At 66.5% G+C, this 25432-nt stretch carries 23 protein-coding genes; 7 read left to right on the forward strand and 16 right to left on the reverse strand.

What is annotated here, in order from left to right:
• Positions 1 to 15: 15 nt before the first annotated feature.
• Both ACW171_RS10990 and ACW171_RS10995 read right to left on the reverse strand, forming a co-directional pair.
• Entirely contained in the window at positions 16 to 861 is an 846-nt protein-coding gene (locus ACW171_RS10990; protein ID WP_492093239.1) for an SAM-dependent methyltransferase, read from the reverse strand.
• A 90-nt stretch (positions 862 to 951) separates the two neighbouring features.
• Positions 952 to 2142, reverse strand: coding sequence for an acyl-CoA dehydrogenase (locus ACW171_RS10995; protein ID WP_492093240.1), 1191 nt, complete (start codon positions 2140 to 2142; stop codon positions 952 to 954).
• Between the two features lie 129 nt (positions 2143 to 2271).
• Here ACW171_RS10995 and ACW171_RS11000 point away from each other — a divergent pair, with 129 nt between their 5' ends.
• Positions 2272 to 2538, forward strand: a complete 267-nt coding sequence (locus ACW171_RS11000) for a DUF6356 family protein (RefSeq protein WP_492093242.1) — start codon at positions 2272 to 2274, stop codon at positions 2536 to 2538.
• 1 nt (position 2539) lies between these two features.
• Entirely contained in the window at positions 2540 to 3730 is a 1191-nt protein-coding gene (locus tag ACW171_RS11005) for a CaiB/BaiF CoA transferase family protein (RefSeq protein WP_492093243.1), read from the forward strand.
• 247 nt (positions 3731 to 3977) lie between these two features.
• Here ACW171_RS11005 and odhB read toward each other — a convergent pair whose 3' ends face one another.
• From odhB to ACW171_RS11050, 9 genes are all read right to left on the reverse strand, one after another.
• A complete protein-coding gene (gene odhB, locus ACW171_RS11010; RefSeq protein ID WP_492093244.1) occupies positions 3978 to 5513 on the reverse strand; it encodes a 2-oxoglutarate dehydrogenase complex dihydrolipoyllysine-residue succinyltransferase in 1536 nt (511 codons plus the stop codon).
• 80 nt (positions 5514 to 5593) lie between these two features.
• Positions 5594 to 8599, reverse strand: coding sequence for a 2-oxoglutarate dehydrogenase E1 component (locus ACW171_RS11015; RefSeq protein WP_492093245.1), 3006 nt, complete (start codon positions 8597 to 8599; stop codon positions 5594 to 5596).
• A gap of 354 nt (positions 8600 to 8953) precedes the next feature.
• Complete coding sequence (gene sucD / locus ACW171_RS11020; RefSeq protein WP_492093247.1) at positions 8954 to 9856, reverse strand: succinate--CoA ligase subunit alpha; 903 nt, start codon at positions 9854 to 9856, stop codon at positions 8954 to 8956.
• A gap of 13 nt (positions 9857 to 9869) precedes the next feature.
• On the reverse strand, positions 9870 to 10292 hold the full coding sequence (locus ACW171_RS11025; protein ID WP_492093249.1) for a PIN domain-containing protein: 423 nt from the start codon (positions 10290 to 10292) through the stop codon (positions 9870 to 9872).
• Positions 10276 to 10533, reverse strand: a complete 258-nt coding sequence (locus ACW171_RS11030) for a DUF6364 family protein (protein WP_492093250.1) — start codon at positions 10531 to 10533, stop codon at positions 10276 to 10278. Before ACW171_RS11030 ends, ACW171_RS11025 begins: the two co-directional genes overlap by 17 nt.
• Positions 10534 to 10595: 62 nt before the next feature.
• Entirely contained in the window at positions 10596 to 11177 is a 582-nt protein-coding gene (locus ACW171_RS11035) for a hypothetical protein (protein WP_492093251.1), read from the reverse strand.
• Positions 11177 to 12367, reverse strand: coding sequence for an ADP-forming succinate--CoA ligase subunit beta (sucC, locus tag ACW171_RS11040; protein ID WP_492093252.1), 1191 nt, complete (start codon positions 12365 to 12367; stop codon positions 11177 to 11179). Before sucC ends, ACW171_RS11035 begins: the two co-directional genes overlap by 1 nt.
• Positions 12368 to 12603: 236 nt before the next feature.
• The gene (locus ACW171_RS11045) at positions 12604 to 14109 is read right to left on the reverse strand and encodes a spinster family MFS transporter (RefSeq protein WP_492093254.1); all 1506 of its coding nucleotides are present in this window, start codon (positions 14107 to 14109) and stop codon (positions 12604 to 12606) included.
• A 116-nt stretch (positions 14110 to 14225) separates the two neighbouring features.
• A complete protein-coding gene (locus ACW171_RS11050) occupies positions 14226 to 16430 on the reverse strand; it encodes a TonB-dependent receptor (protein WP_492093255.1) in 2205 nt (734 codons plus the stop codon).
• Between the two features lie 181 nt (positions 16431 to 16611).
• On the opposite strand from ACW171_RS11050, the gene ACW171_RS11055 reads away from it, so the two are divergent.
• Positions 16612 to 17334 carry a TetR/AcrR family transcriptional regulator gene (locus ACW171_RS11055; RefSeq protein ID WP_492093257.1) on the forward strand — a complete coding sequence of 241 codons (723 nt, stop codon included), beginning with the start codon at positions 16612 to 16614 and terminating at the stop codon, positions 17332 to 17334.
• Here the strand turns inward: ACW171_RS11055 and ACW171_RS11060 are convergent.
• Positions 17331 to 17723, reverse strand: coding sequence for a DUF2141 domain-containing protein (locus ACW171_RS11060; protein ID WP_492093258.1), 393 nt, complete (start codon positions 17721 to 17723; stop codon positions 17331 to 17333). The genes ACW171_RS11055 and ACW171_RS11060 overlap by 4 nt on opposite strands.
• A gap of 98 nt (positions 17724 to 17821) precedes the next feature.
• Between ACW171_RS11060 and ACW171_RS11065 the strand changes: the two genes are divergently transcribed.
• Positions 17822 to 18598, forward strand: a complete 777-nt coding sequence (locus ACW171_RS11065; RefSeq protein ID WP_492093260.1) for a LytTR family DNA-binding domain-containing protein — start codon at positions 17822 to 17824, stop codon at positions 18596 to 18598.
• A gap of 27 nt (positions 18599 to 18625) precedes the next feature.
• On the opposite strand, the gene ACW171_RS11070 is transcribed toward ACW171_RS11065, so the two are convergent.
• Together ACW171_RS11070 and ACW171_RS11075 are read right to left on the reverse strand one after the other, a co-directional pair.
• Positions 18626 to 20092, reverse strand: a complete 1467-nt coding sequence (locus ACW171_RS11070; protein ID WP_492093262.1) for a carotenoid oxygenase family protein — start codon at positions 20090 to 20092, stop codon at positions 18626 to 18628.
• A gap of 14 nt (positions 20093 to 20106) precedes the next feature.
• Positions 20107 to 20523, reverse strand: coding sequence for a DUF2141 domain-containing protein (locus tag ACW171_RS11075; protein ID WP_492093264.1), 417 nt, complete (start codon positions 20521 to 20523; stop codon positions 20107 to 20109).
• A gap of 262 nt (positions 20524 to 20785) precedes the next feature.
• Here ACW171_RS11075 and ACW171_RS11080 point away from each other — a divergent pair, with 262 nt between their 5' ends.
• A complete protein-coding gene (locus tag ACW171_RS11080) occupies positions 20786 to 21028 on the forward strand; it encodes a hypothetical protein (protein ID WP_492093265.1) in 243 nt (80 codons plus the stop codon).
• A 377-nt stretch (positions 21029 to 21405) separates the two neighbouring features.
• Positions 21406 to 22569 carry a zinc-dependent alcohol dehydrogenase gene (locus tag ACW171_RS11085; protein ID WP_492093266.1) on the forward strand — a complete coding sequence of 388 codons (1164 nt, stop codon included), beginning with the start codon at positions 21406 to 21408 and terminating at the stop codon, positions 22567 to 22569.
• Here ACW171_RS11085 and ACW171_RS11090 read toward each other — a convergent pair.
• Positions 22559 to 23227 carry an SOS response-associated peptidase family protein gene (locus tag ACW171_RS11090; protein WP_492093267.1) on the reverse strand — a complete coding sequence of 223 codons (669 nt, stop codon included), beginning with the start codon at positions 23225 to 23227 and terminating at the stop codon, positions 22559 to 22561. The genes ACW171_RS11085 and ACW171_RS11090 overlap by 11 nt on opposite strands.
• 45 nt (positions 23228 to 23272) lie before the next feature.
• Positions 23273 to 23617 carry a GIY-YIG nuclease family protein gene (locus ACW171_RS11095; RefSeq protein ID WP_492093269.1) on the reverse strand — a complete coding sequence of 115 codons (345 nt, stop codon included), beginning with the start codon at positions 23615 to 23617 and terminating at the stop codon, positions 23273 to 23275.
• Positions 23618 to 23854: 237 nt separating this feature from the next.
• Between ACW171_RS11095 and ACW171_RS11100 the strand changes: the two genes are divergently transcribed.
• Positions 23855 to 25060 carry a type I restriction endonuclease gene (locus ACW171_RS11100; protein ID WP_492093270.1) on the forward strand — a complete coding sequence of 402 codons (1206 nt, stop codon included), beginning with the start codon at positions 23855 to 23857 and terminating at the stop codon, positions 25058 to 25060.
• Positions 25061 to 25432: the final 372 nt, after the last annotated feature.

The raw sequence follows: 25432 nt of genomic DNA on the forward strand, positions 1-25432 counted from the left end.
GCGGGTCCGTGTTCGTCAAACGGGACGCAGGAAAACGATCACCTGGTAGGGGTCGTCGATGCTGACGTCGTGGCCTGCGATACTCCAGCCGACTGCGGCGTCCTCAAGCCAGGCAAGGCTCATCGACGTCTCGCCATAGGTCGTGTTGTTGCCGTCGACGTCCTGGGGGACGAAGGCGAATCCCCGGGCCCGATGGGCTGTCTCCATTTCCGAACGAGGGAAATCGGGATTGAATTCCTGCGACACCTTCCAGACCTCGATCGGGCGGATCGTCATCGCGAGCAGGCCGTCCGGCTGGATGTGTTTGCGCATCGCCGACAAGGCGGCCTTCGTGGCGTCTTCCGACGTGTGGGTGAAGATGGAGTAGGCGATCATCAGGTCGAACGCCCCATCGACCGGCAGATCGGTGGGTAGATACTCCGACTGCCTGACGGCTCCGATCACACCGTGGGCCGCGCAGATTTCCAGCGATCGCGCCCATGGATCGACCCCCGCGACCTCGTCGGTGAAACGAAGCATCATCCGCATCAGACGCCCCCATCCGCTTCCGAAATCCAGAATCCGCGCCCCGTTGAGATCCCGGCCCGTGATCGCCTGGACGCGCTGGTGGAGAAGATTGGTGAAGGCGACGGTCTGGCGCAGCAGAATGTAGCCCTCGCTCCCCGTCCAAAGAAGCTGGTCCTCGGCGGAGACCATTCCCGGAAGCATGCGTGACAGGTTGGGCAAGCCGGCGTCGGGCAGCGACCACATCAGCCAGCCGAAGTGAGCGACCGGCAACTGCCTCAGAATGGCGAGCGCCTCGCTTGCCGAGCCCGCCGCCTCGGCGTCCTCGTAGATCTTGCTGTGCATCTCAAGGCGCATGGCGGGCTCTCGTTCAGGTAGAGCCGGACTAGCGACGCCTTCGCCACCGCGCAACCTCGATCATCTGTGCAAGCCTTCGCTGAGAAGGCTCTAGAACGCGCTTTCGCCCGTAATCGCCCGGCCGAGGATCAGCGCGTGCACGTCATGGGCCCCCTCATAGGTGTTGACCGTCTCCAGGTTCATCACGTGGCGCATCACATGCAGCTCGCCGGTGATCCCTGCGCCGCCGTGCATGTCGCGGGCCTCGCGGGCGATGGCCAGGGCCTTGCCGCAGTTGTTGCGCTTCATCAGGGAGATGGCCTCGGGCGCCCAGACGCCGGCATCCAGCATCCGACCCAAGGCATAAGCCCCTTCGAAGCCGAGGAAGATCTCGGTCTGCATATCGGCCAGCTTCTTCTGCACCAGCTGGCGCGACGACAGTGGCCGGCCGAACAGCATCCGCTCCCCGACATAGTCGCGCGTCGCATGAAGGCAGAACTCGGCCGCGCCCATCGCGCCCCAGCTGATGCCGTAGCGGGCCTTGTTCAAACAGGAGAACGGCCCGCGCAGCCCCTTCACGCCCGGCAACAGATTGGCCTCCGGCACGAAGACGTCGTTCAACCCGATGTCGCCGGTGACCGAGGCGCGCAGGGACAGCTTGTCGCCGATCTTGCCCGTGGTGAACCCCTCCATGCCGCGCTCGACGATGAAGCCTCGGATCACGCCGTCGAGCTTGGCCCAGACCACGGCCAGGTCCGCGATCGGCGAGTTGGTGATCCAGTACTTCCCGCCGTTCAGACGATAGCCGCCGTCCACCGCCACCGCATTGGTCTTCATCGAGGCCGGGTCCGACCCGCCATCCGCCTCGGTCAGCCCGAAACAGCCGACCAGTTCGCCCGCCGCCATCCTCGGGAGGAATCGAAGTTTCTGCTCCTCCGACCCGAAGGCGTAGATCGGATACATGGCCAGCGACGACTGCACCGACATGGCCGAGCGATAGCCTGAGTCCACCGCCTCGATCTCGCGCGCGATCAGGCCATAGGCCACATGGCTGACGCCCGAGCCGCCGTACTGTTCGGGCAGCATGGCGCCGAGGAAGCCCATCTCGCCCATCTCGGTCATGATGGTCCGGTCGAACACCTCGTCGCGGAAGGCGGCGACGACGCGCGGCAGAAGCCGTTCGCGCGCATAGGACCGGGCCGCGTCGCGGATCGCGCGCTCGTCCTCGGTCAGCCGGCTCTCCATGTCGAACGGATCGTCCCACTTGAAGGTCTGGGTCACGGGTGCGGTGCCGTCGGCCATGGGAAACGTCCTCTGATCTGTCGGGCTTCTCACGCGAGCGTGACGCGCAGGCCCTGTTTCGAGCGCCGGTTTAGGCCAGAATGCGCGCGACGGGTAGAGACCCGGCCCGTCTCAAGCTAGGCTGTCAGGATGATCCGCGCCTTCAACCGTCTGTTCGTCGAGCACCCGCGTGAGGTGGACGAGAGCTATCTGCATCACATGGCCGCCTCGTCGCGGTTCGGGTTCCGCCTGCTGCGCCTGTCGGGCCTGGCCTTCCTCCACGCCGTCGTTCCCGGCGTGCACAAGTCCACGGTCTCGGGCGCCATCTGCCGCATGGCGGATGAGCTGGATGGTCGCGCGACCGAGGCGCGGGAATGCCGGATGCGCGACGCCGGGGTCTGGGATCCCGGCCTTTAGAATGTCCGCGCCCCAGGCCCTCGCGGGCGTCCGCGTCCTCGATCTGTCGCGCGTCCTGGCCGGCCCCTGGGCGACCCAGACCCTGGCCGATCTGGGCGCCGAGGTGATCAAGATCGAACGCCCCGGCCTCGGCGACGACACCCGCGCCTGGGGTCCGCCCTTCACGACCAGCACCGACGGCTCGCGCGGCGACAGCGCCTATTTCCTCTGCGCCAACCGGGGCAAGAAGTCCGTCGAACTGGATATCGCCTCGCCGGAGGGTGCCGAGACCATCCGTAAGCTGGCGGCGACCTCCGACGTGCTGGTCGAGAACTTCAAGGTCGGCGGCCTGGCGAAATACGGCCTCGACTACGCCTCCCTGTCGGCTGCCAATCCCAAGCTCGTCTATTGCTCGATCACCGGCTTCGGCCAGTCCGGACCTCGCGCGGGTCAGGCCGGCTACGACTACATGATCCAGGCCATGGGCGGCCTGATGAGCGTGACCGGCCAGCCGGACGGAGCCCCCGGCGCAGAGCCCATGAAGGTCGGGGTCGCCGTCGTAGATCTGGCGACAGGCCTCTACGCCTCCAACGCCATCCTCGCCGCCCTTCTGCACGCCCGGGCGACGGGACAGGGCCAGCACATCGACATCGCCCTGTTCGACGTCCAGGCGGCCATGCTGGCCAATCAGGCGACCAACTATTTCGTCTCGGGCGTGGCCCCCACCCGCATGGGCAACGCCCACCCGAACCTGGTGCCGTATCAGCCGTTTCCGTGCACGGACGGCATGGTGGTGATCGCGGTCGGCAATGACGGCCAGTATCGGACCCTCTGCGGCGTATTGAGCGCCGAGGCTCTGGCGACCGATCCCCGCTACGCAGCCAACGCCGGCCGCATCGAGCACCGCGCCGAACTGACGGCGGCCATCTCGGCCATCACCTCCGGCTGGACCATGGCCGGGCTCATCGCGCGGCTCGAGCCGGCCGGCGTCCCCTGCGGCCCGGTCAACACCATCGACCAGGTCTTCGACGAACCCCAGGCGAGGCATCGCGGGTTGGAGATCGCGCTGGAGCGGGATGACCTGTCGGCACCGACGAAAACGGTCGCCTCGCCGATAAGGCTGTCGCAAACGCCGGTGCGCTATGACACGGCGCCGCCCCGGCTGGGCGCGGATACCGCGGCGGTTTTAGCCGAGATTGAGCCATCGGCTTAGAAACAGCCGCAGCCGATCCGAAGGCGAAACGACAGGTGTGATCACGACAGCGTCGCCCACTCTGTGAAATCGAACCCGCTTCGTCGCAAACGCAAGGTCTCGCGGCAGAACCAGGATTTCATCGTCGCCTGAGCGGACGATCGTCGCCTTCATCATCTGTGCCATGAAGCATCATTGCTCTGCAGCGACCCGGACACAGCCTTTGATTGTTCGGGGCTTGGATGCTGCCGGGCGCTTAGGCCCGCCCTTACAGGTCCAGCAAGGCCCGCGCCGGATCTTCCAGCAGCTGCTTGACGCGGACGAGGAAGGTCACGGCTTCCTTGCCATCGACGATGCGGTGGTCGTAGCTGAGGGCGATGTACATCATCGGCCGGATCACCACCTGGCCGTCCACGGCCATCGGGCGCTGGACGATGTTGTGCATGCCCAGGATGCCCGACTGCGGCGCGTTCAGGATCGGCGTCGACATCAGCGAGCCATAGGTGCCGCCGTTGGTGATGGTGAAGGTGCCGCCCTGAAGCTGGTCCAGCGTCAGGTCGCCGTCGCGCGCGGCCTTGCCCAGCGCACCGATGCCCTTCTCGATGCCCGCCAGCGACAGCACGTCGGCGTCACGCAGGACCGGGACGACCAGGCCCTTGTCGGTGCCGACGGCGACGCCGATGTCATAGTGGTTCTTGTAGATGATGTCGGTGCCGTCGATCTCGGCGTTGACGGCCGGGATCTCCTTCAGGGCCGCGACGACCGCCTTGGTGAAGAAGGACATGAAGCCCAGCTTCACGCCGTGGCTCTTCTCGAAGGCTTCCTTGTACTGGTTCCGCAGGGCCATGACGTTGGTCATGTCCACCTCGTTGAAGGTGGTCAGCTGGGCGGCGGTGTTCTGCGATTCCTTCAGGCGGCGCGCGATGGTCTGGCGCAGGCGGGTCATCTTGACCCGCTCTTCCCGAGGCTGGTCGGCGCGCGGGGCGGCCGGAGCCGAGGCCGTCGGGGCCGGCGCCGGAGCGGCCGCGCCGATGGCGGCCAAGGCGTCGCCCTTGGTGATGTTGCCCTTCGGCCCGGTCGGGGCGATGGCCTTCGCATCGAGATTGTTCTCGGCCACCACGCGCTGGACGGCGGGCGACAGGGTGGCGTTGCCGACCTGAGCCGAGCCGGCGTTGGCCGAGGCGGCCGGAGCCGGAGCGGCGGCGGCAGGCGCAGGAGCCGCAGCGGCGCCCGAACCCGAGACCGAACCGATGACCTGACCCGGCGTGACCGTCGCGCCTTCGTCGACCGTGATGGTCAGGACGCCGTCGGCGGGAGAGGCGACTTCCAGGGCGACCTTGTCGGTCTCGATCTCGACCAGAACTTCATCCTTCTTGACCGTATCGCCGGACTTCTTCGACCATTTGCCGATCGCGCCTTCGGCGACGCTCTCGCCCATGACGGGGATGGTGATGTCGACCGAGGCGGACGCTGCGGCCGGAGCAGCAGCCGGGGCAGGAGCGGCGGTGGCCGGCGCGGCTTCAGCCTTCGCAGCTGGAGCAGGCGCGGCGGCCGGCTTCGATCCAGCGGCGCCTTCCGTGACCGAGCCCAGGATCGCGCCCGGCGTCACGGTGTCGCCTTCGCCGAACTTGATGTCGCCGAGCGTGCCGTCGACCGGCGAAACGACTTCCAGCGAGACCTTGTCGGTCTCCAGCTCGACCAGGACCTCGTCCTTCTTGACGGGATCGCCGACCTTCTTCGACCACTTGGCGATGCTCGCCTCGGAAACGGATTCGCCGAGGGCGGGGGTCAGGATGTCGGCCATGGATCGGTTCCGTGCTTCAGTCTGTATTGGTCATATAGGCGAGAACGACGACAGGCGGGAGACCGCCCGTCGTCGGCAGGTCAGGCGAAGGCCTCGGAGGTGAAGGCTTCGAGTTCCTTGAGGTGGCGGCTCATCAGTCCGGCGGCGGTGGACGCCGAGGCCGGACGACCGACATAGCGGGCGCGCTTGGCCTTGATCGACATCTTCTCCAGCGTCAGCTCGATCCACGGATCGACGAAGGTCCAGCCGCCCATGTTCTTCGGCTCTTCCTGGCACCAGACCAGTTCGGCGTTGGGGAAGCGGACCAGTTCGGTCGACAGCGACTTGATCGGCCACGGATAGAACTGTTCCAGGCGCAGGATGTAGACATCCGTGACGCCCTTCTTCTCGCGCGCGTCCAGCAGGTCGTAATAGACCTTGCCCGAGCAGACGATCACGCGACGGATATCCTTGTCGCCCTTGATCGTGATGCCCGAAACCTCGGGGCGGGTCTGGGCGTCGTCGTGCAGAACGCGGTGGAAGGACGAGCCCTCGGCCATGTCCTTCAGCGTCGAGACCGCCTTCTTGTGACGCAGCAGGCTCTTCGGCGTCATGATGATCAGGGGCTTCCTGAACGGCCGATGCATCTGGCGACGCAGGATGTGGAAATAGTTGGCCGGGGTCGTGCAGTTGGCGACCTGCATATTGTCCTCGGCGCACTGCTGCAGGAACCGCTCGAGGCGGGCCGAGGAGTGTTCCGGGCCCTGACCCTCGTAGCCGTGCGGCAGGAGCATGGTCAGACCGCACATGCGCAGCCACTTGCGTTCGCCCGACGAAATGAACTGGTCGATCACCACCTGGGCGCCGTTCACGAAGTCGCCGAACTGGGCTTCCCACATGACCATCGTATTGGGGTCCGACAGGGCATAGCCGTACTCGAAGCCCAGCACCGCCTCTTCCGACAGGGCCGAATCGATCACCTCGAAATGCGACTGGTCGCCGCCGAGATTGTTCAGCGGGACGTAGCGCTCCTCGGTCGTCTGGTCGACGATGCCCGAGTGGCGCTGCGAGAAGGTGCCGCGCACCGAATCCTGACCCGACAGACGGACCGGGAAGCCTTCGGCCACCAGGGAGGCGAAGGCCAGGCTCTCGGCCGTGGCCCAATCGATGTTCTGGCCGCTGTCGATCATCTCGCGGCGGGCCTCATAGACCCGCTTCAGCGTCTTGTGGATGTCGATCGAGTTCGGGATCGTCGTCAGACGGTGACCGAAGTCCTTCAGCTTCGCTTCGGCCACGGCCGTGTCGCCGCGCGCATCCTCGCCGTTCGGCAGGGTCTTGCCCTTCCACTCGCCGTCGAGCCAGTCGGCCTTCTCCGCCTTGAAGGTCTTGCCCGCCTCGAACTGCTCGTCGAGGAACTGCTCGAACCGCGCCAGTTCGGCGTCGACCTCGGCTTGAGTGATCACGCCCTCTTCGACCAGGCGCTTGGAGTAGATCTCGCGCGTCGACGGCAGGGACCGGATCTTCGCGTACATCAGCGGCTGGGTGAAGGTCGGGTCGTCGCCCTCGTTGTGACCGAAGCGGCGGTAGCAGAACATGTCCACCACCACGTCCTTCTTGAACTTCTGGCGGTATTCGGTGGCCACCTTGGCGGCGAAGACCACCGCTTCCGGATCATCGCCGTTGACGTGGAAGATCGGCGCCTGGACCATCAGGGCCACGTCCGACGGATAGGGCGTCGAGCGCGAGTTGCGCGGGCTCGTGGTGAAACCGATCTGGTTGTTGATGACGAAATGCATCGTCCCGCCGGTGCGGTAGCCCTTCAGCCCCATCAGGGCGAAGCATTCGGCGACCACGCCCTGGCCCGCAAAGGCCGCGTCCCCGTGGATCAGGACGGGCATGACCTTGGATCGGTCCAGCGCCCACTGGCTTTCCGGCAGGCCGGCGTTCGCCTCGCGGATGTCGAACGCCTGTTTGGCGCGCGCCTTGCCCAGGACGACCGGGTTGACGATCTCCAGGTGCGACGGGTTGGCAGTCAGGCTCAGGTGGACCTTCTTGTCGTCGAACTGCCGGTCCGAGGAAGCGCCCATGTGGTATTTGACGTCGCCGGACCCCTCGATGTCCGACGGCACCGACGATCCGCCCTGGAACTCGTGGAAGATGGTCTTGTAGGGCTTGCCCATCACGGCTGCGAGCATGTTCAGGCGGCCCCGGTGGGCCATGCCGAACACCATCTCGTCGACGCCCAGGGCGCCGCCGCGCTTGATCATCTGCTCCATGGCCGGGACCATGGCCTCGCCGCCGTCCAGGCCGAACCGCTTGGTGCCGGGGAAGCGCTTGTGCAGGAAGCGTTCGAAGCCCTCGGCCTCAATCAGCTTGTTCAGGATGGCGATCTTGCCTTCCTTGGTGAAACCGTTCTTCTCGAAGGCATCCTGGCCCTCGAACCGCTGCTGCAGCCAGGATTTCTCTTCCGGCTCGGCGATATGCATGAACTGGATGCCGATGTTGCCGCAGTAGGTGCGCTTCAGCACCGCCATGACTTCGCGGATCGTGCCGGTCTCCAGGCCCAGCACGCCGTCCAGATAGATCGGACGGTCCATATCGGCTTCGGTGAAGCCGTAAAACTCGGGCGTCAGCTCGGGATTATTGGTCGCGGTCTCGATGCCCAGCGGATCCAGCGTCGCCTGCAGGTGACCGCGCACGCGATAGCTGCGGATCAGCATCAGGACCCGGATCGAATCGTGCGCGGCGGCGCGGACGTCGGCGGCGCCCACAGCGGCGGCGGGCGTCGGGGATGCGGCGGGCGGGACCGGAGCAGCGCCCCTGGCCTTCGGATCGGGCTTGGGCGCAGGCCAGCGACCGTCGAACACGGCCGTCTGCTCGCTCGGTTCGGTGACCTGCGAGCGCCCCCAGGACCCGGCGGCGGAGGACGCCTGCACGGTCGCGGCGGTGTCGCGCAGTTGATCGAAGAAGCCGCGCCATTCGGCCGAGACGCTGGACGGATCGGCCGCCCATTTGTCGTGCAGGCCTTCGATGAAGGCGGCATTGGAGCCGTACAGGAAGCTGGTCTCGGCAAAGACCTGGTTCAGCCGACCGGCATCGTCCGCCATTGTATCGTCGTCCCGCTTCGGCCTCGGGTTTCTGAGCGGTCACATCCGCGTGAGGCCGGCGCGGATCATATAGGCGCTGTTTCCTTAGGGGTCATGACCGAACCGGGGCGAACGGCGAAGAAATTCGCTGAAACCCCAAAGAAAAACGCCCCCGATGCGAACCGGAGGCGTCTTCCATGTCATTTCGCCGCACGATCGATGCGCGGACGGCTCCATTTTCACCGTGCATCCCGGCGAAGGCCGGGATCCAGATGGAGAACTTGCTGATTGGATCAGCAGGACCGGTGCGAAATCCAGGCCGTCTGAGTCCGTGATCTGGACCCCGGCCTTCGCCGGGGTGAACGGAGACGAAAATCAGCCCTTCAGCACTTCCACCAGCGTCTTGCCGAGGCGAGCCGGCGACTCGGACATCTTGATGCCGGCGGCCTCCATGGCGGCGATCTTGGATTCCGCATCGCCCTTGCCGCCCGAGACCACGGCGCCGGCGTGACCCATGGTGCGGCCCTTCGGAGCGGTCCGACCGGCGATGAAGCCGGCCATCGGCTTCTTGCGGCCCTTCTTCGCTTCGTCGATCAGGAACTGCGCCGCGTCTTCTTCCGCCCCGCCGCCGATCTCGCCGATCATGATGATGGAGGTGGTTTCCGGATCGGCCAGGAACAGTTCCAGCATGTCGATGAACTCGGTGCCCTTGACCGGGTCGCCGCCGATGCCGACGGCCGTGGTCTGGCCGAGGCCCTCGTTGGTCGTCTGGAACACGGCCTCATAGGTCAGGGTGCCCGAACGCGAGACGATGCCGACCGAGCCCTTCTTGAAGATGGAGCCCGGCATGATGCCGATCTTGCACTCGTCCGGCGTCAGGATGCCGGGGCAGTTCGGGCCCAGCAGGCGCGACTTGGAGCCTTCCAGGTGACGCTTGACCTTGACCATGTCCTGCACCGGGATGCCTTCGGTGATGCAGGTGATGAAGGGGATCTCGGCGTCGATGGCTTCGATGATGGCGGCGGCGGCGCCCGACGGCGGCACATAGATCACGCTGGCGTCGGCGCCGGTGGCGTCCTTGGCTTCGGCGACCGAGGCGTAGATCGGCAGGGTCTCGCCGTGCGAGCCGGTCCAGGTCTGGCCGCCCTTGGACGGGTGCACGCCGCCGACCATCTGGGTGTTGTGATAGGCCAGCGCCTGTTCGGTGTGGAAGCCGCCGGTCTTGCCGGTCAGGCCCTGGACGATGATCTTGGTGTTCTTGTCGACGAGGATGGACATGAGGTCTCTCTGGTCAGGCGGGAAGGAAAGGGTTTTCGACGCGGACCGACCCATAGGTCTGCCCGTGGTTGAGGTCTTCGGAATAGAGCAGCTTGGCGCCCAGCCGTTCGGCGGCGGCGATGATGGCCCCGTCCCAATATGAAATCTGATAGCGGCGCGAGGTCTCGATCCCCGCTCTGATGACGTTGAAGTCCACGGGCTGGAACGCCTTCTTGGACAACCGCAGCACCCATTCCTTCGCCTCGTCCGCGGTCAAGGGGGTCGATCCCTTGCGCTGGGCGTTGACGTAGAATTCCGCCAGCACCTGGCCGGAGGTTCCGAATCGGGTGGTCAGTAGCTCGATCGCACGCTCGTTCTTGACCGGGTGATCGACCGAACCCATGGCGGCGTAGAGAAGGACGTTGGTGTCGAGGAAGACCTCAGTACTCGCGATCAAACCGAGGTTCCCCGCTGTAGGTCTCTTCGCGGCTGAACTTCCAGTCGCCCATACGGCCCTTGCTCTCACGGGCCAGTTTCAACAGCGCCTCGGTCGCCTCGTCATGCTCGCTCTCCTGCTCGACCAGCCGGGTCAGGAAGCCGCGCACCATCTCGTTGACGCTGGTCCGCTTCATCGCGGCCAGCACCCGCACCTTGTCGAGCAGGTCGTCGTCGATGGCGAGGGTCAGGTTGCGGGTCACGGCCTCGATTTACACGGGTTATGTGGAACACACAATCCGTGTGCCCGCATCAGGCAAACCGGTCAGTCGAGGCGAGGCAGGAAATACATCAGCGTCGAACCCCGGCCCGCGCGGTCCAGGCCGACCATCCGCATCTGGCCGGTGCCGGCCATGGCAAGGACCGTGCGGTCGCTGAGCTCTCGCGTCGGCACCCGGCCTTCCGGGGTCTGCAGCCAGGCGTAGGCCTCCATGCCGATGCCGGTCACGGGTGCGAAGCCCATGGTCTGGCGCAGCCGCTGATCCAGGGCACGGTGGTCGGTCGGTCTGACGGAGACGCCGCAGACCTCCATGACGATCCGTTCCCGACCCACGCGACGGTTCATCTTGCCGGTCATCACGAAGGCCACGTCCGTGCCGTTGGACTTCATGAAGGCCGCCTGTTCCGACGCATTGCGCAGGGGCGGGATCATCGAGGCCGGCATGGGCGAGAAACCGGCTTCCGCCGCCAGTTCCGCCGCCCGCACCGCATCGCCCTGGGCGGCGATGCAGACCGTGTCGAGCGTGGCGATCAGATCGACGGGTTCCGCAGACGACGAAGGCGGCGCAGTTTCCTGCGCCGCCCCTGTCATCAGGACGGCCGTCGCGAGAACGACCGTCAGAAGCATCAGCCGACCGCCGCGACGATCTTCTGGGCCGCGTCGTCCAGGTCGTCGGCGGCCTGGATGGTCAGGCCCGATTCGTTCAGGATTTTCTTGCCCAGTTCGGCGTTGGTGCCTTCGAGGCGCACGACCAGCGGCACCTTCAGGCCCACTTCCTTCACGGCCGCGACCACGCCTTCGGCGATGACGTCGCACTTCATGATGCCGCCGAAGATGTTGACCAGGATGCCCTGGACGGCCGGGTCGGCGGTGATGATCTTGAAGGCCGCCGCGACCTTCTCCTTGCCGGCGCCGCCGCCGACGTCGCAGAAGTTCGCCGGCTCCTTGCCGTACAGCTTGATGATGTCCATCGTCGCCATGGCCAGGCCTGCGCCGTTGACCATACAGCCGATGTTGCCGTCCAGGGCGACATAGGCGAGGTCCCACTCGGACGCCTCGATCTCCTTGGCGTCTTCCTCGGTCACGTCGCGCAGCGCCTTGATGTCGTCGTGACGGAACAGGGCGTTGCCGTCGAAGCTGACCTTGGCGTCCAGGACGCGCAGGTGGCCGTCCTTCATGACGATCAGGGGGTTCACCTCCAGCATGTCCATGTCCTTCTCGACGAAGGCCTTGTACAGGATGGGGAACAGCGTCTTGCCGTCTTCGGCGGCCGCACCGGTCAGGCCGTAAGCAGCGTTGATGGCGGCCACGTCGGCTTCGGTCACGCCCGTTTCCGGGTCGATGACGATGTTCTGGATCTTCTCGGGCGTGTCGTGGGCGACGGCTTCGATGTCCATGCCGCCCTCGGTCGAGACGACGAAGGCGATGCGGCCGTACTGGCGGTCGACCAGCAGCGAGCAATACAGCTCACGATCGATGTCGGCGCCGTCTTCGATGTACAGGCGGTTGACCTGTTTGCCCGCGTCGCCCGTCTGGGCGGTGACCAGGGTGTTGCCCAGCATTTCCCTGGCATGGGAAACGGCTTCCTCGACCGAGAAGGCCAGGCGAACGCCGCCCTTGGCATCGGGGCCCAGTTCCTTGAACTTGCCCTTGCCGCGCCCACCGGCGTGGATCTGCGACTTCACGACATAGAGCGGACCGGGCAGGGACTTCGCGGCGGCTTCGACTTCGTCGACCGAGGTGACGGCGACGCCGGCGGCGACCGGGGCTCCGAAGCCCTTGAGGACCTGCTTGGCCTGATATTCGTGAATGTTCATGGATGGGCCCAACGTCTATCGAGGAGGAATTGGCCGCGCTTATAGGCTTGGCCCCTTCGCGGGTGCAACCGTCTCGGGCGGCGGCCAGCGGTCTCGAATGCAGTCCTTGCGCCGCCGAACTGAAGTTTCTGGTCGATTTGCGACGTTTGCGGTAACCGAACTCGCCGAAACTGCAGTCCTTGCGTGGCCGAACTCACCGGATTTGGCGGTGATCGCCTCGTCGAAATCACCGCGAACTAGTCAATCCAGTCCTTCTTCAGCGTCCGCGACGCCCCGAACAGCAGGACCGCCGCCATCAGGTAGAAGCCCATCCCCGTGTAGATGGCCCAGCGCAGGCTTTCCTCGCCGAAACGGGGCGCCAGAAGGTCGCTCATCCAGCCGAAGTAGAAGAAGCCGACGGCGATGCCCAACAGGTTGTTGAACAGAAGAAATATGGCCGAGGCGGTCGAGCGCATGGGGGCCGGGGCGATGTGCTGGACCGCCGCCGTGATCGGGCCCAGCCAGGCCAGGTTCAGACCCGTGGGGATCAGGAAGATCAGGAAGGCCAGGATCAGCTGCGCCGCATTCGACCCGCCGCCCGGCAGGACCAGGCCGATCAGCCAGGGCGAGTTCATCGCCGCGATGAAACAGGGCGCCGAGATGATGAAGGCGATGGCCGGGACCAGCGGATAGGCGCCCTTGCCGCGCTTGGCCAGCTTGTCGGCGATCGAGCCGCCCAGCCAGATCCCCAGGATGCCGCCGATCAGGGCGATGCCGGAATAATACCAGCTGGTCTGGGCCAGGGTCAGGTCGAAGCTGCGCATGAAGAACAGCGGAAGCCAGCCCGCGACGCCGTAGCCGCACACCGAGGACGAGGCCGCGCCCAGCGCCAGCAGCCAGAAACTGGGCTTGGGCATGACGACCGAGGCCGTCTTCTTGGCGATCCAGAACGAGATGCCGATGACCATGGCCAGGAGACCGCCGAAGGCCAGCACCAGGGCGCTGCCGATCGCGACGCCCGCGAACTGGTTCAGCGCGGCCAGGATCAGGCAGCCGGATCCCAGGCCCAGCATCACCAGCGAGGCGATCCGTCCGACCTTGTCCGACACTGCGACGGGCTCGATCGGGGCGGCGTCGACGGCCACGATCTTGGCGGCGTCCGTCCCCCCGCGAACCGGGTCCTTGACGGTCAGACGCAGCAAGGGCGCGAGCAACAGGCCGATCAGGCCCACGGCGATGAAGGCCGTGCGCCAGCCGTAGGTGGCGGCCAGAAGCCCTCCCACCAGGGTGCCGGCGGCGGTGCCGAGCGGGATGCCGAAGGCGAACCCGGCGAGCGCCCGCGCGCGCTGGTTCGGGGGGAAGTAGTCGGCGATCAGGGAATAGGCCGGGGCCACGCCGCCCGCCTCGCCCACGCCCACCCCCATCCGGAACAGGAACAGCTGCCCGAACGAGCCTGCGACCCCGCACAGCGCCGTGAAGCCCGACCAGACGGCCAGGGCGCCGGTCATGATCCAGACGCGGCTGGCCCGGTCCGCCAGCGCCGCCAACGGAATGGCGAGGGTGGAATAGACCGAGGCGAAGGCGATGCCGCCCAGCAGCCCGAACTGGCTGTCCGAAAGCCCGAACTCCGCCTTCAGCGGCGCGGCCAGGATGCCGATGATCTGCCGGTCCAGGAAGTTCAGCATGTAGACCAGGATCAGGATCGCCAGGACGTAGTAGCGATAGCCCGGCTTCATCGGGACGGCTGCGGTCGCGTCGGTCATCTGGGTTTCCTCTGGACTCTCGTTCCTTGCCTTGACCGTAGCGGCGGCAAGACAGGCTGCAAAGAAAAAGGGCGGCGGCTCTGTCGAACCGCCGCCCCAGTCGCGTCATGCGTGGATCAGTATCGGACGGTGACCGACGCCGAGAAGGTGCGCGGCGGGCCGTAGAAGGCCGAGATCGAGTTGTTGAAGCTGGCGCCCGCGAAGTTGTAGCCGCCGACCTTGTACTCTTCGTCCGTCAGGTTCCGGCCGGTCAGAGCGACCTGGTAATGGCCGCTCGGCGCCGTCCAGATCGCGGCCAGATCGACCAGGGTGTAGGCGTCCTGATCCAGGATCGGATCGGGCGCGTCGAACAGGTGGTAGTCCGAGCGGTAGGAGATCGACGGCGTGATGTTCAGCTCGCCGCCCGCCAGATCGCCCGACCAGGTCACCGACCAGAAGCCCGACCATTCCGGCGAGTTCTGCGGCTCGCGGGTGCTCGAGATGTCCACCGGCACGCCGGTCACCCGCGTGATGAATTCATCGAACTCATTTTTCAGATAGCCCACCGAGAAGTTCGAGGTGAGGCTGTCGGTCAGGAAGGCGCGGCCTTCGAATTCAAAGCCGTAGATGGTCGAGGCGCCGGCGTTGTCGACCACCGAGGCGATGCCGACGGCCGGCAGGGTCGCGACCTGCTGGGTCGTGATCTGCTGGTCCTGGTAGTCCGAGTAGAAGGCGGCCGAGGCGAACGACAGGCGATCGTTGAAGGCGTTGCCCTTCAGGCCCAGCTCATAGGTGGTGACCGTCTCCGGCTGGTAGCCGTTGACCGTCTGAGGCACCAGGGCGGCGTCGCCGCGCATGTCCCAGCCGCCCGACTTGAAGCCTTCGGAGATCGAGGCGTAACCGGTCAGGTCGTCGCTCAGGTCGTAGGAAACGCTGACGCGCGGCGTGAACTTCTCGAAGGTATCATCGGCCGTGTAGTTGGTGCGGGTCGCGAAGATCGGACGGGCCGCGCCGCCGGTCAGGGGCGAGCGCGTGGCACCGAGGTAGAAGAACCGCTGAACCCCGGCGTCCTTCTCGTCCTTGGTGTAGCGGCCGCCGATCGAGGCGTGCAGGCGATCCGAGAAGTCGTAGCTGAAGTCCGCATAGGCCGAGAAGCTCTCGGTGTTGACGTATCCGGCGGCGGCGATCGACAGGCCGAGGTTTCCGGCGATGGTGTCGAAGACGCCCGAGGACTCGCCGTCGAGGTAGAACAGGCCCGCCACACCGGACCAGTTGTCGCCCGTGAACAGGGCCTGGAGCTCCTGGGTGAACTGTTCGTCGGCATAGATGGCCGGAACGTCCAGGAACGGCAGCGGCGTCTGATCGAAGTCGATGACCGTCGCCGTATCCCCGCTCCGCCAGGCCGAGATCGACTTTAGGGTCAGCATGTCGTTGACCGTGTATTCGACCGTGAGGGCCGTGCCCTGGGTCTCGACTTCCTGGTTGCCCTGGATGCCGGCGTTGGTGTCGTAGATCCCCGCCGGTGCGGTATAGCCGCCGGTCGTCGAGGTCACTTCGCGGTGGCCGTGACGCGGCGCCGAGTCGTCCTCGACACGGTCCCAGGCGTAGCGCACGAACAGGCGGTCGGTGGGGGTCCACTCGGCGCTCAGGCGATAGGCGGTGACGTCCTTGTCGTACTGCTCTTCGCCGGTGAACAGGTTGGAGCCGAAGCCGTCGCGGTCATATTTGGCGAAGGCGCCGCCGACGGCGAAGGTGTCGCCCAGGGGCAGGCTGGCCGAGACCAGGGCGTCGCGCTGATTGTAGCTGCCGACGGTCCCGCGACCCATGAACTCGAACTCATCGCCGAGACGCTTGGTCACGTACTTGATCGCGCCGCCGATGGTGTTGCGGCCGTAGAGCGTGCCCTGAGGGCCGCGCAGGACCTCGATGCGGCTCACGTCGAAGATGTCGAGCACGGCACCCTGGGGACGGGCGACATAGACATCGTCGATATAGAGGCCCACGCCCGGCTCGAAGCCCCAGAGAGGATCCTGCTGACCGACGCCACGGATGAAGGAGATCAGGGTCGAGTTGGAGCCGCGCGCGACCTGGACGGTGGCGTTCGGGGTCTGTTGCTGCAGGGCGGTGATGTCTGCGGCGCCGGTGTTTTCCAGCTGTTCGGCCGACAGGGCCGAGACGGCGACGGGTACGTCCTTCAGCTGTTCGTCGCGACGGCGAGCGGTGACGACGATGTCGTCCAGCGCGGTCTGTTCGGTCGACGGCACGTCCTGCGCCATAACCATGGTGGACGCGGCGCTCCAGGCGGCCCCGGCCAGCAGCACGCTCTTCATGACTCTGTTCATGCGAAACCCTCTTCCTATGATGTTTCCAGCCGTCGACGCTTTTATTCAGCGTTCGATGATTTTCGCGGAAACTGACCCCCTTTGGCCTCGCTGTCAAACGGCAGCGCTTCCCTGGCGGCACGTCGCGCCTCGGCTGTGGCGCCGTTGCACCGACGCCGATTTTCGTGGCTAGCTCGACCGCATGAGCAAGCTGGACGTTTCTCCGCCCGTTCCCGCCGCCCCGGCCCGTCGCGGTCGTCCGCCCAAGGTGAAGGCCGAAGGCGTCGGCGGCGATACCCGCGAGTCCATTCTGGATTCGGCCGAGGACCTGTTTTCCAAACACGGCTTCTATGGCGTCACCATCCGCGAGGTGGCGCGCGAGGCGGGGGTCGATACCGCCCTGGTCCACTATTATTTCGGAGCGAAACGCGACCTGTTCGACGCCGTCTTCCTGCGTCGGGCCGAGGTCTGGAACAACGAGCGGGTCGACGCCATCAATCGCTATGCCCTGGCCAATGTGGGCACGATGACGCTGGAAGGCCTGCTGCGCGCCTTCCTAGAGCCGCCCTTCCAGTGGTCGTTGAAGGGCGGACCGGGCTGGAAACACTATTCGGCGCTGGTGGCCCAGACCAACGCCAACCCGGCCTTCGGCGGCGAGACCATGGCCCGCTATTTCGACCCGGCGATCCGTCGGCTGATCGAGCTGGTCAAGGCGGTTCTGCCCGATGCGCGCGAGGTCGACCTCTACTGGGCCTATCACAACCTGTCGGGCGCCCTGACCCTGACGCTGGGCGAGACCGGGCGTCTGGACCGGCTGTCCGGGGGGCTGTGCCGGTCAGGCGATCTGGAGACCGCGTGCGACTATATGGTCCGGTTCGCCTCGGCCGGCTTCCGGGCCGTCTGTCCGGCCGAGCCGAAGGCTTAGCGCAGGTCGATCGCCTGGCGGGCGCCCGTCGCCGGCAGGTCGAAGGCGGCCGCGTCGAAGGCCGGCGGGCCGAACCGCCCCCGGGCGTTTCGCGAAAATCCGTAGGCCTCCCTCGGCAGGCCGATGGGCCACAGTGTCAGATCGCCGTTCCCGTCCGTGTCATGGAAGGCGGCGACGGCATAGCGACCGGGCGGCAGGCCGGGGATGCTGACCGAGGTCACCGCGCCTGTGCGCGCCACCATGCGCGAAACGACCGGTCCCTCGCCCCTGCGGAAGGCTTCGGCATCGCGATAGACGGCGACTGCGATCATGCCTCCGGAGGTGCGCGCGGACAGCTCCAGCGTCAGGTCGGCGGCCGTAGCGCCGGGCGCGAAACCAGTCAGAAACATCGCCAAAACGCCGGCCAGGATTGCCAACCTCATCAAAGCACCCTTTGGTCTGCGAAAGTCAGACCTACAGTCTACGCGCCGGAGCGCTTCGTCCACCCATGACTGCGACCGCCTCGCCTCCGCGTCCCAGACGCCCGATCACCCTGGGCCTCATGCGCGGCGTCATCATAGCGGCCGCGGCAGGCGTGGTGCTGGCCGTGGCGGGGGCGTTCGGCAGCATCAATGCCCCACTTTGGATCCGGCTGGTCTATTGGGTCCCGGTCATGATGGCGGGTGCGATGTGGGGCCACCTGTGCTCGCGGCTGATCGATCGCTGGGTCGACATGGACGAGCGGCCTTGGCTGGCCGTCGCCGCCCTGACGGCGGCCACCACCGGGCCGGTGACCCTGATGGTCTGGTTCGTGACCGGGGTGGTGTTCGAAGGCGAAGCCTATCCATTGTCGGTGCTGCCCTTCATGCTCGGGCCGGTGCTGACCATCACGGCGGTGATGAGCGCCATCAACGTCTTCCTGTCCAAAGCCCAGCCGGTCCAGACCCACGCGGCCCTCGTCGGCGCCGCCCCGGCCCGCTTCCACGATCGCCTGCCGATGAAGCTGCGTGGCGCCGCGATCCGGGCGGTACAGGCCGAGGACCACTATCTGCGCATCCACACCGATCGGGGCTCCGACCTCATCCTGATGCGCCTGTCCGACGCGCTCGATGAGCTCGAAGGCCTTGAGGGCTCCCAGACCCACCGCAGCTGGTGGGTGGCGAGGAACGCCGTCCGCGACGTGGTCCGAGGCGACGGGCGCGCGACCCTGACGCTGGAGGGCGGCGTGACCGTGCCGGTCAGTCGGCGTTACGCCCGGGCCTTGCGAGAAGCCGGCTGGTACTGACTGCCTCAGGGCTATCGCGCGGTCGCCCTACCCCCTCCAAGCGCCATGGAAGCCGGCCGGAAGGGCAACGTCGGCGCGCCAGGTCGCGACCGGTCCCCCCTCGACCGAGGCGACGTCGAAGACGTGCAGTTCGGTGACGCCCTCGGCCAGATTGATCGACGGCGCCACCAGCCAGGCGTCGCGTTCAGCGGTCGTCCCGGGCTTGGGCACGAAGACCGCCTCCTCCATGATCTGGGTGTCATCGAAGCTGAAGCCGTGGCTGCGACCCGTCTTCCAGTCCTGGACCGCCAGGCCGTTGGGCAGGGGCCGGCCGCCGCGTTCGCCCGCCACATGGACCGTCAGGCTGCGCTCCAGACCGGCCCGGCGCGGGTCGCCTTTCGGGAACTCGGCGGCGACGCCCGATGAGGTCATCTCGGCCCGGCCGCTCGGATGCAGGGTCACCAGCTTCAGCACGCTGGGCTGGCCCGGAACCGTCCCGCGACCGGCGATCAGGACACGGGCGCCCTCGACGGCGAAGGTGTTGTCGACGTTTGCGGCGACGTCGAAGCGGATCGTGCCGTCGGCCTCGGCCCAGGCGTCGCCCAAGTGGAAGAAGCCGAAGGTCGGAAGTTCGTAGATCCGGGTCGAGGTCAGGTCGGCCTTGTCGACGACCAGGATCTGGGTTCCCAGCTCGGGCTTCCACGCGAACTGGGTAAGATAAGGCATGCCCGCGTGGTCGAAGACCCAGGGCTGGAGCACGAAGATCAGGTGGCGGTCGGTGGCCGTGAAGTCGTGCAGATAGGAGGCGCGGGGCAGGACCACGACCTGGGCGTCGATCAGGGAGCCGTCGCCATTCAGATGCCAGACGATGACCTGGTCGCCGTTCGTGCCGACGTTCCAGATGGTTCCGTCGGGGGCGAAACGCGGGTGGGCCTGGAAGGGCATGCCCTTCAGGTCGTCGCGCAGGGTGACGAACCGTTCGGTCGCCAGGGTGGCGGCGTCCATGGCCAACGGCGACCCGCCTTCCCAGAGGGCCCAGACCTTGTCGCCTGTCACCATGACCGCCGTGTTGGCGGCGTTCGCGTCATCGTTCGAGCCGATCCGCGCGCGGCCGTCGCCGGCCGTGCCGAAGCCGGGGGTGACGACGGCGTCGAGCTCGGTCTCGGTGCGACGCTTGGGCGTGTCGGCGAAGCGGGCGGCCAGGGTCACGCCGCCGTCGGACATCGTGAACGACCGCATCAGGCCGTCACCGTCGAACCAGTGGGTGGCGCTGCCGCCGGCCCGCCGGAACTTGCCCGGTCCGTTGCGGAACAGGGTCCCCTCCAGCCCCGCCGGCGCGCGACCGTGGACCAACCGCATGGCGCGGGGTGCGATGTCGCCTTCAAGATCAGCGGTGGCCAGGGCCCAAGGGGCGGCGACCTCCTGGGCGATCGCGGCGCGGACCATCTCGGGCGTGGCGACGGCGGCGGACAGGGCGGCGGCGCCCATCAGGAAGTGGCGGCGGGAAGGGGTCATGTCGGCGGCCTCCCTTATCGGATGCTGATCGTCTGGGCGGCGGCGCCCGACACGCTGAACTTGGCGCGATCCCAGCTGGCGGGACCCATGTTGCCGACGGCGTTGTTGGAGAAGGCGTAGGGTTCGACCGGCATGCCGAAGGGGTTGGCGTCCATGCGGCCGTTGCCGTTCAGGTCGTGGAAGGCCTTCACGCCGTATTCGCCGGCAGGGATGCCTTCGAAGGTGACGCTGTGCTCGCCGGCGGCGACGTTGACGACGGCCGCGCGGATCGGCTGGCCGCCGGCATAGGTCGCTTCGTCGTAGAGGGCGACCATGACCGCGCCGGTCGCAGCGCCGGTGTCGAAGGTCAGGGCGAGGCTGGACGGGTCGGAAGCGAAGGCCGGGGCGGCGGTCAGGAGCGCGGCGGCGGCGATCAGGGCGGTGCGGATCATCATGGTCTTCCTTGTCTGGAGGAGGCGTCGGGTGAAGCCTCCTGGGGTGTCTCGATGTCCCGACCCTCGGCCCGCCCCGGTCCGGCGGCCAGCGGACTTGCGGCGATGCACGGCCCGGCTTCGTGAACGGCGGGGCCCGACCATCCACGATGCGTGAACGAACACCTGTCGCCGGCCGGGTTCGCGAACGGCCCTGTGGCCAGCGGACCCGTTTGGGCGCACCATGCGTTCCGGGGCTGTCCGCCAATCCGGAGATTCACCGATGACCGCGCGTATCCTGCTTCCTGCTCTCGTCCTGGGCGCCGCCCTGGCGACCGCCGCCTGTGCCAGCGGGCCGCGCTCCAACCCGACCTATGGCGACGAGCTCGACCAGCTGACCGCCGACTGCCGCGAGCGCGGCGGCATCCTCAGCCCGATCCCGGGCGGCCACAGCGGCCGGCCCCAGACCGACTACGTCTGCGAGATCCGGGGCGGAGCCAGCCGCCTGACCAGCCGCCCGAACTAGGCCTCCTACCTTGGACCCGGACGACCTGCGGGTTGCGGCCGGGACTCCAAAACACCGTACACTGAGTCCACTGAGTCCACTGAGTCCACTGAGTCCACTGCGTCCACTGCGTGCGGGTCGCCCCGGCCCGAGCAGGCGATGAGGCGCAGGCCGACAGCATACGCCCGTCCCCGACCCTGTCGAACATATCGCCGGCGCCCTTTGTAATCATTAGGGAAACAGGCGAAATCCGTGTCGAAGATTTTTTCGCGTGGAGCGTCGTGGGCACTTCAGACCCGCGTGAATGCCGACGGGAACCGCCCCCTGTGTCCATCGACCGACACAGGAACAGCCTCGGGCGCTGCGACTTCCCTCTCCTCAATCCGAAGGAGAGCGACATGAAGGCGTTGTGCTGGCACGGCAAGGGCGACATCCGCTGCGAGACCGTGGACGATCCAGAGATCCAGGACGGCCGCGACGCCATCATCCGGGTCACCTCCTGCGCCATCTGCGGCAGTGACCTGCACCTCTACGGCGGCTTCGTGCCGGGCATGAAATCCGGCGACGTCATGGGCCACGAAACGATGGGCGAGGTCGTCGCGGTCGGCAAGGACAACACCAGGCTGAAGGTCGGCGACCGCGTCGTGGTGCCCTTCACCATCTCCTGCGGCGAGTGCGACTACTGTCGCCGGGGCCTCTATTCCGTCTGCGAGCGCTCCAATCCCAACGGGGCGGAACAGGCCAAGTCGATCGGCTATCCGACCGCCGGCCTGTACGGCTACACCCACATGTACGGCGGCTTCCCCGGCGGCCAGGCCGAATACCTGCGCATCCCCTATGCCGACGTCGGCCCGATCGTGGTGCCGAACGGCCTGACCGACGACCAGGTCCTGTTCCTGTCCGACATCTTCCCGACCGGCTGGATGGCCGCCGAGAACGCCAACATCCAGCCGGGCCAGACCGTCCTCGTCTTCGGCTGCGGCCCGGTCGGACAGTTCGCTATCCGCAGCGCCTTCATGATGGGCGCCGAACGGGTCATCGCCGTCGATCAGGTCGAGGAGCGGCTGCGCCTCGCCGAGGCGGGCGGCGCCGAGACCATCGACTTCTCGGCCGTGAAGGGCGAGCTGCAGGACGAGATCCTGGCCATGACGAACGGCGTCGGCCCCGACGCGGTGATCGAGGCGGTAGGCCTGGAAAGCCACGGCTCGGGCGGCATGCTGGAAAAGGTCCAGGAGACGGTCGCCGGCAAGATGGAGCGCCCCTACGCCCTGAACCAGGCCATCATCGCCTGTCGCCCCGGCGGTACGATCAGCCTGCCCGGCGTCTTCGTCGGCCCCGTGCCGGTGATGATGGGCGCCGTCGTCGGCAAGGGCCTAACCCTCAAGACCGGCCAGACCCATGTGCAGAAATACCTCGAGCCCCTGATGCGCAAGATCGAGGAGGGCGAGATCGACCCGAGCTTCCTGATCACCCACAAGATCAAGCTGGAAGACGGCCCGGACGCCTACAAGATGTTCCAGGAGAAGAACGACGGCTGCATCAAGGTCGTCATCAACCCCTAGGCTGCGGGGGCGCGTCGAACAGATCGGGGGCTCCGGCGGCGACGTCGGGGCCCTTGGCGTCTCCGGGACGGGGCGCGGCACGGGCGGTCAGGGTCCCGGCGGGCGGCGGGATCAGCAGGTACTCGGACGGACGCCGGTCGAACAGCCAGTCGGCCCAGGCCGAGACCGGCAGGGGCAGGACGCCGCGCGAATGGTAGGGGGCGACGTCGGGACCGGGCTCGGCCGTCAGCAGCGAGAAGGCCTCGCCCGCCGGTCCCGCCCGCCACAGGGCCGCGAGCGCCAGCGGCTCACCGTCGGCGCCGGACAACAGCCAGCGGGTCTTGGGGTATTTGTCGCCGGTGAACTCATAGAAGCCCGAGACGGGGACCAGGGCGCGGCCGCTGGTCTCGCCGTTGACGAAGCGCCGTCCCTCGGAGCGGAAGTTTATCACCGGCGGCCGTTTCGGCGCCGGGGCCGGAAAGCCGAACCGCATGGGAACCAGCAGGGCGCTCGTCGCGTCCGGCCCGGCGCGGACCGCCAGCCCGGGATCGGTCGGCCGCACCTCGTCGACCGGCTCGATGTTCGGCAGGCCGCCCTCGAACCCCAGCGGCGCCTGCGCCTGTTCGAACAGCCGCACCAGCTGGGTGACGTTGAGCCGGGCCTGGTAGGAGGCGCACATGGGGCCAGGCTAGCGCGGGGTGTGGGGGTTGGCCATGGGTGTGGGTCAGTCGTCTTCCGTCGGCGGCTCCCAGTTCGGATCGTGAACCGGATACCATTCCGCCGCGAGATCGACCCACTTTGGGTTCTCCTTCTCGATCAGCGCCAGCTTCCAGTCGCGCAGCCATTTCTTGAGCCGCTTCTCGCGCCGGATCGCCTCGGTGACCAAGGCATGCTGTTCGTACCAGACGAGTTGATCGCAGCCGTGCTCGGCCGTGTAGCCGTCGTCGTAGGTCCCGTTCTTGTGCTTCCACACTCGCGCGCGGAGGTTCGAGGTCATCCCGACATAGACCCAGCCGTTCCGCCCGCTGGCCATGATGTAGGTCGCGATAAAGGTGCGATGAGTTGGCATCTGCACAACCTATGCGACGCATCGTTGTTCGTCATCCCCGCTCCGCCTGTTCCCTTCCTCTCGTCATCCTCCGGCGCAGCGAAGCGGAGACCGGGGGACGCAGCGGCGCCGAAGGCGATCTGTTCAGCCACGATATCGACCGCCTGTGTCTGCGACAGTTTGGCTGCTACGCGCCGCCCTTCGGGTCGCGCTCCCGCGCGCCGCTGCGTCCGCCGGTCTGCGCCGCGAAGGCGCGGCTTGCCGGAGGATGACAGAAGGAGGGGCGCTACAGCCATCCGTAGGCATCGGGCATCCAAGAACAATCACGGGTGGACGCGCCGTGTTGTTCAAGACAAAGATGCGCCCGAAAACGAACCTGGGGAGGGGCGTATGGACTTGGCGGCGCGGCTGGCGGAACTCCAGCAGAGAACCTTACAACATCGGGAAGTCTTGCTGACCGAAGAGGCAGCCAAGAACGCTTTGGTTATGCCGTTCATTCAGGCCATCGGGTACGACGTCTTCAACCCGTCCGAAGTCATTCCGGAATTCTGCGCCGATGTCGGGACCAAGAAGGGCGAGAAAGTCGATTACGCCATCTGCAAGGACGGCAAGGTCACCATTCTGGTGGAATGCAAACCGGCCTCGGTTGAACTCGGCATCAACCACGCCGGCCAACTGTTTCGCTATTTCAGCGTAACGGAAGCGCGGCTAGCGATCCTGACCAACGGCGTGATCTATCAGTTCTATTCGGACGTCGAGCGTCCCAACAAGATGGACGACAAGCCGTTCTTCACCTTCTCGATGGCCGCGCTCAAGGCGGGTGATGTGAAAACCATTGAGGCCTTCTCCAAGGCCACGTTTGATATCGAACGCATCGTCAAGGAAGCCGGAAATCTCAAGCTTCAGTCCCTGATCCGCAAGGAATTGGAACACGAGTTCGCCGAACCCTCGGACGAGTTCGTCGGCATGCTGGCCAAGCGGGTTCACGACGGCCGGGTCACCTCGGCGGTGAAGGACAATTTCGGCAAGCTGGTGGTCGCGTCCATCGCGTCGCTGGTGCGTGACCTGGTCAATGAGCGTCTGTCTTCGGCCCTGAACGCCTCCTCACCCAAGACCGACAGCGATGCGGACGGAGCCGCCGAGGTGGACGACATCGGTATCTCCACGACGGCCGAGGAAGTCTCCGGTTTCCACATCGTACAGGCCATCGCTTCACGCCATGTAGATCCGAAACGGATCATCATGCGGGACGCCAAATCCTACTGCGCGATCCTGCTCGACGACAACAACCGGCGCACGCTGGCGCGGCTGCATTTCAACGGCATCACGACCAAGTACCTCGGCACGTTCAAGGGCAAGGACGAGGAGCGGCATCTGCTCGGCGACCTGACGGACATCTACAAGTTCGAGGAGCAGATCAGCGCGCGAATCGCGGAGTTGGAGAGCGGCAAGGGGGAAGGCTAGCCTCTCCTTCCTTCGTCATCCTCCGGTGTAGCGAAGCGGAGACCGGGGGACGCAGCGGCGCCGAAGGCGATCTGTTCAGCCACGGTGTCCGCCGCCTGTGTCCGCGACAGTTTCGCGCTCACGCGCGCCGCTGCGTCCCCCGGTCTGCACCGCGAAGGCGCGGCTTGCCGGAGGATGACGAAAGGAAGAGAGGCGGTATCCGATCGCACCCTGAGGAATCACGAAGAGTCCACATGTGGTACGGTTGCGCGCGGTTTACCGCTTGATAACGACGCTGTGCGCAGGTTACCCGTTAGATAAGAGACAGCCCCAGCGGGGTGAACCGCCAGGGCTGAAAAGCTTAACAATCGCCCTCTGTCCCTTTTGGAAGGG

It is taken from the genome of Brevundimonas sp. FV1ye28, assembly GCF_058681135.1.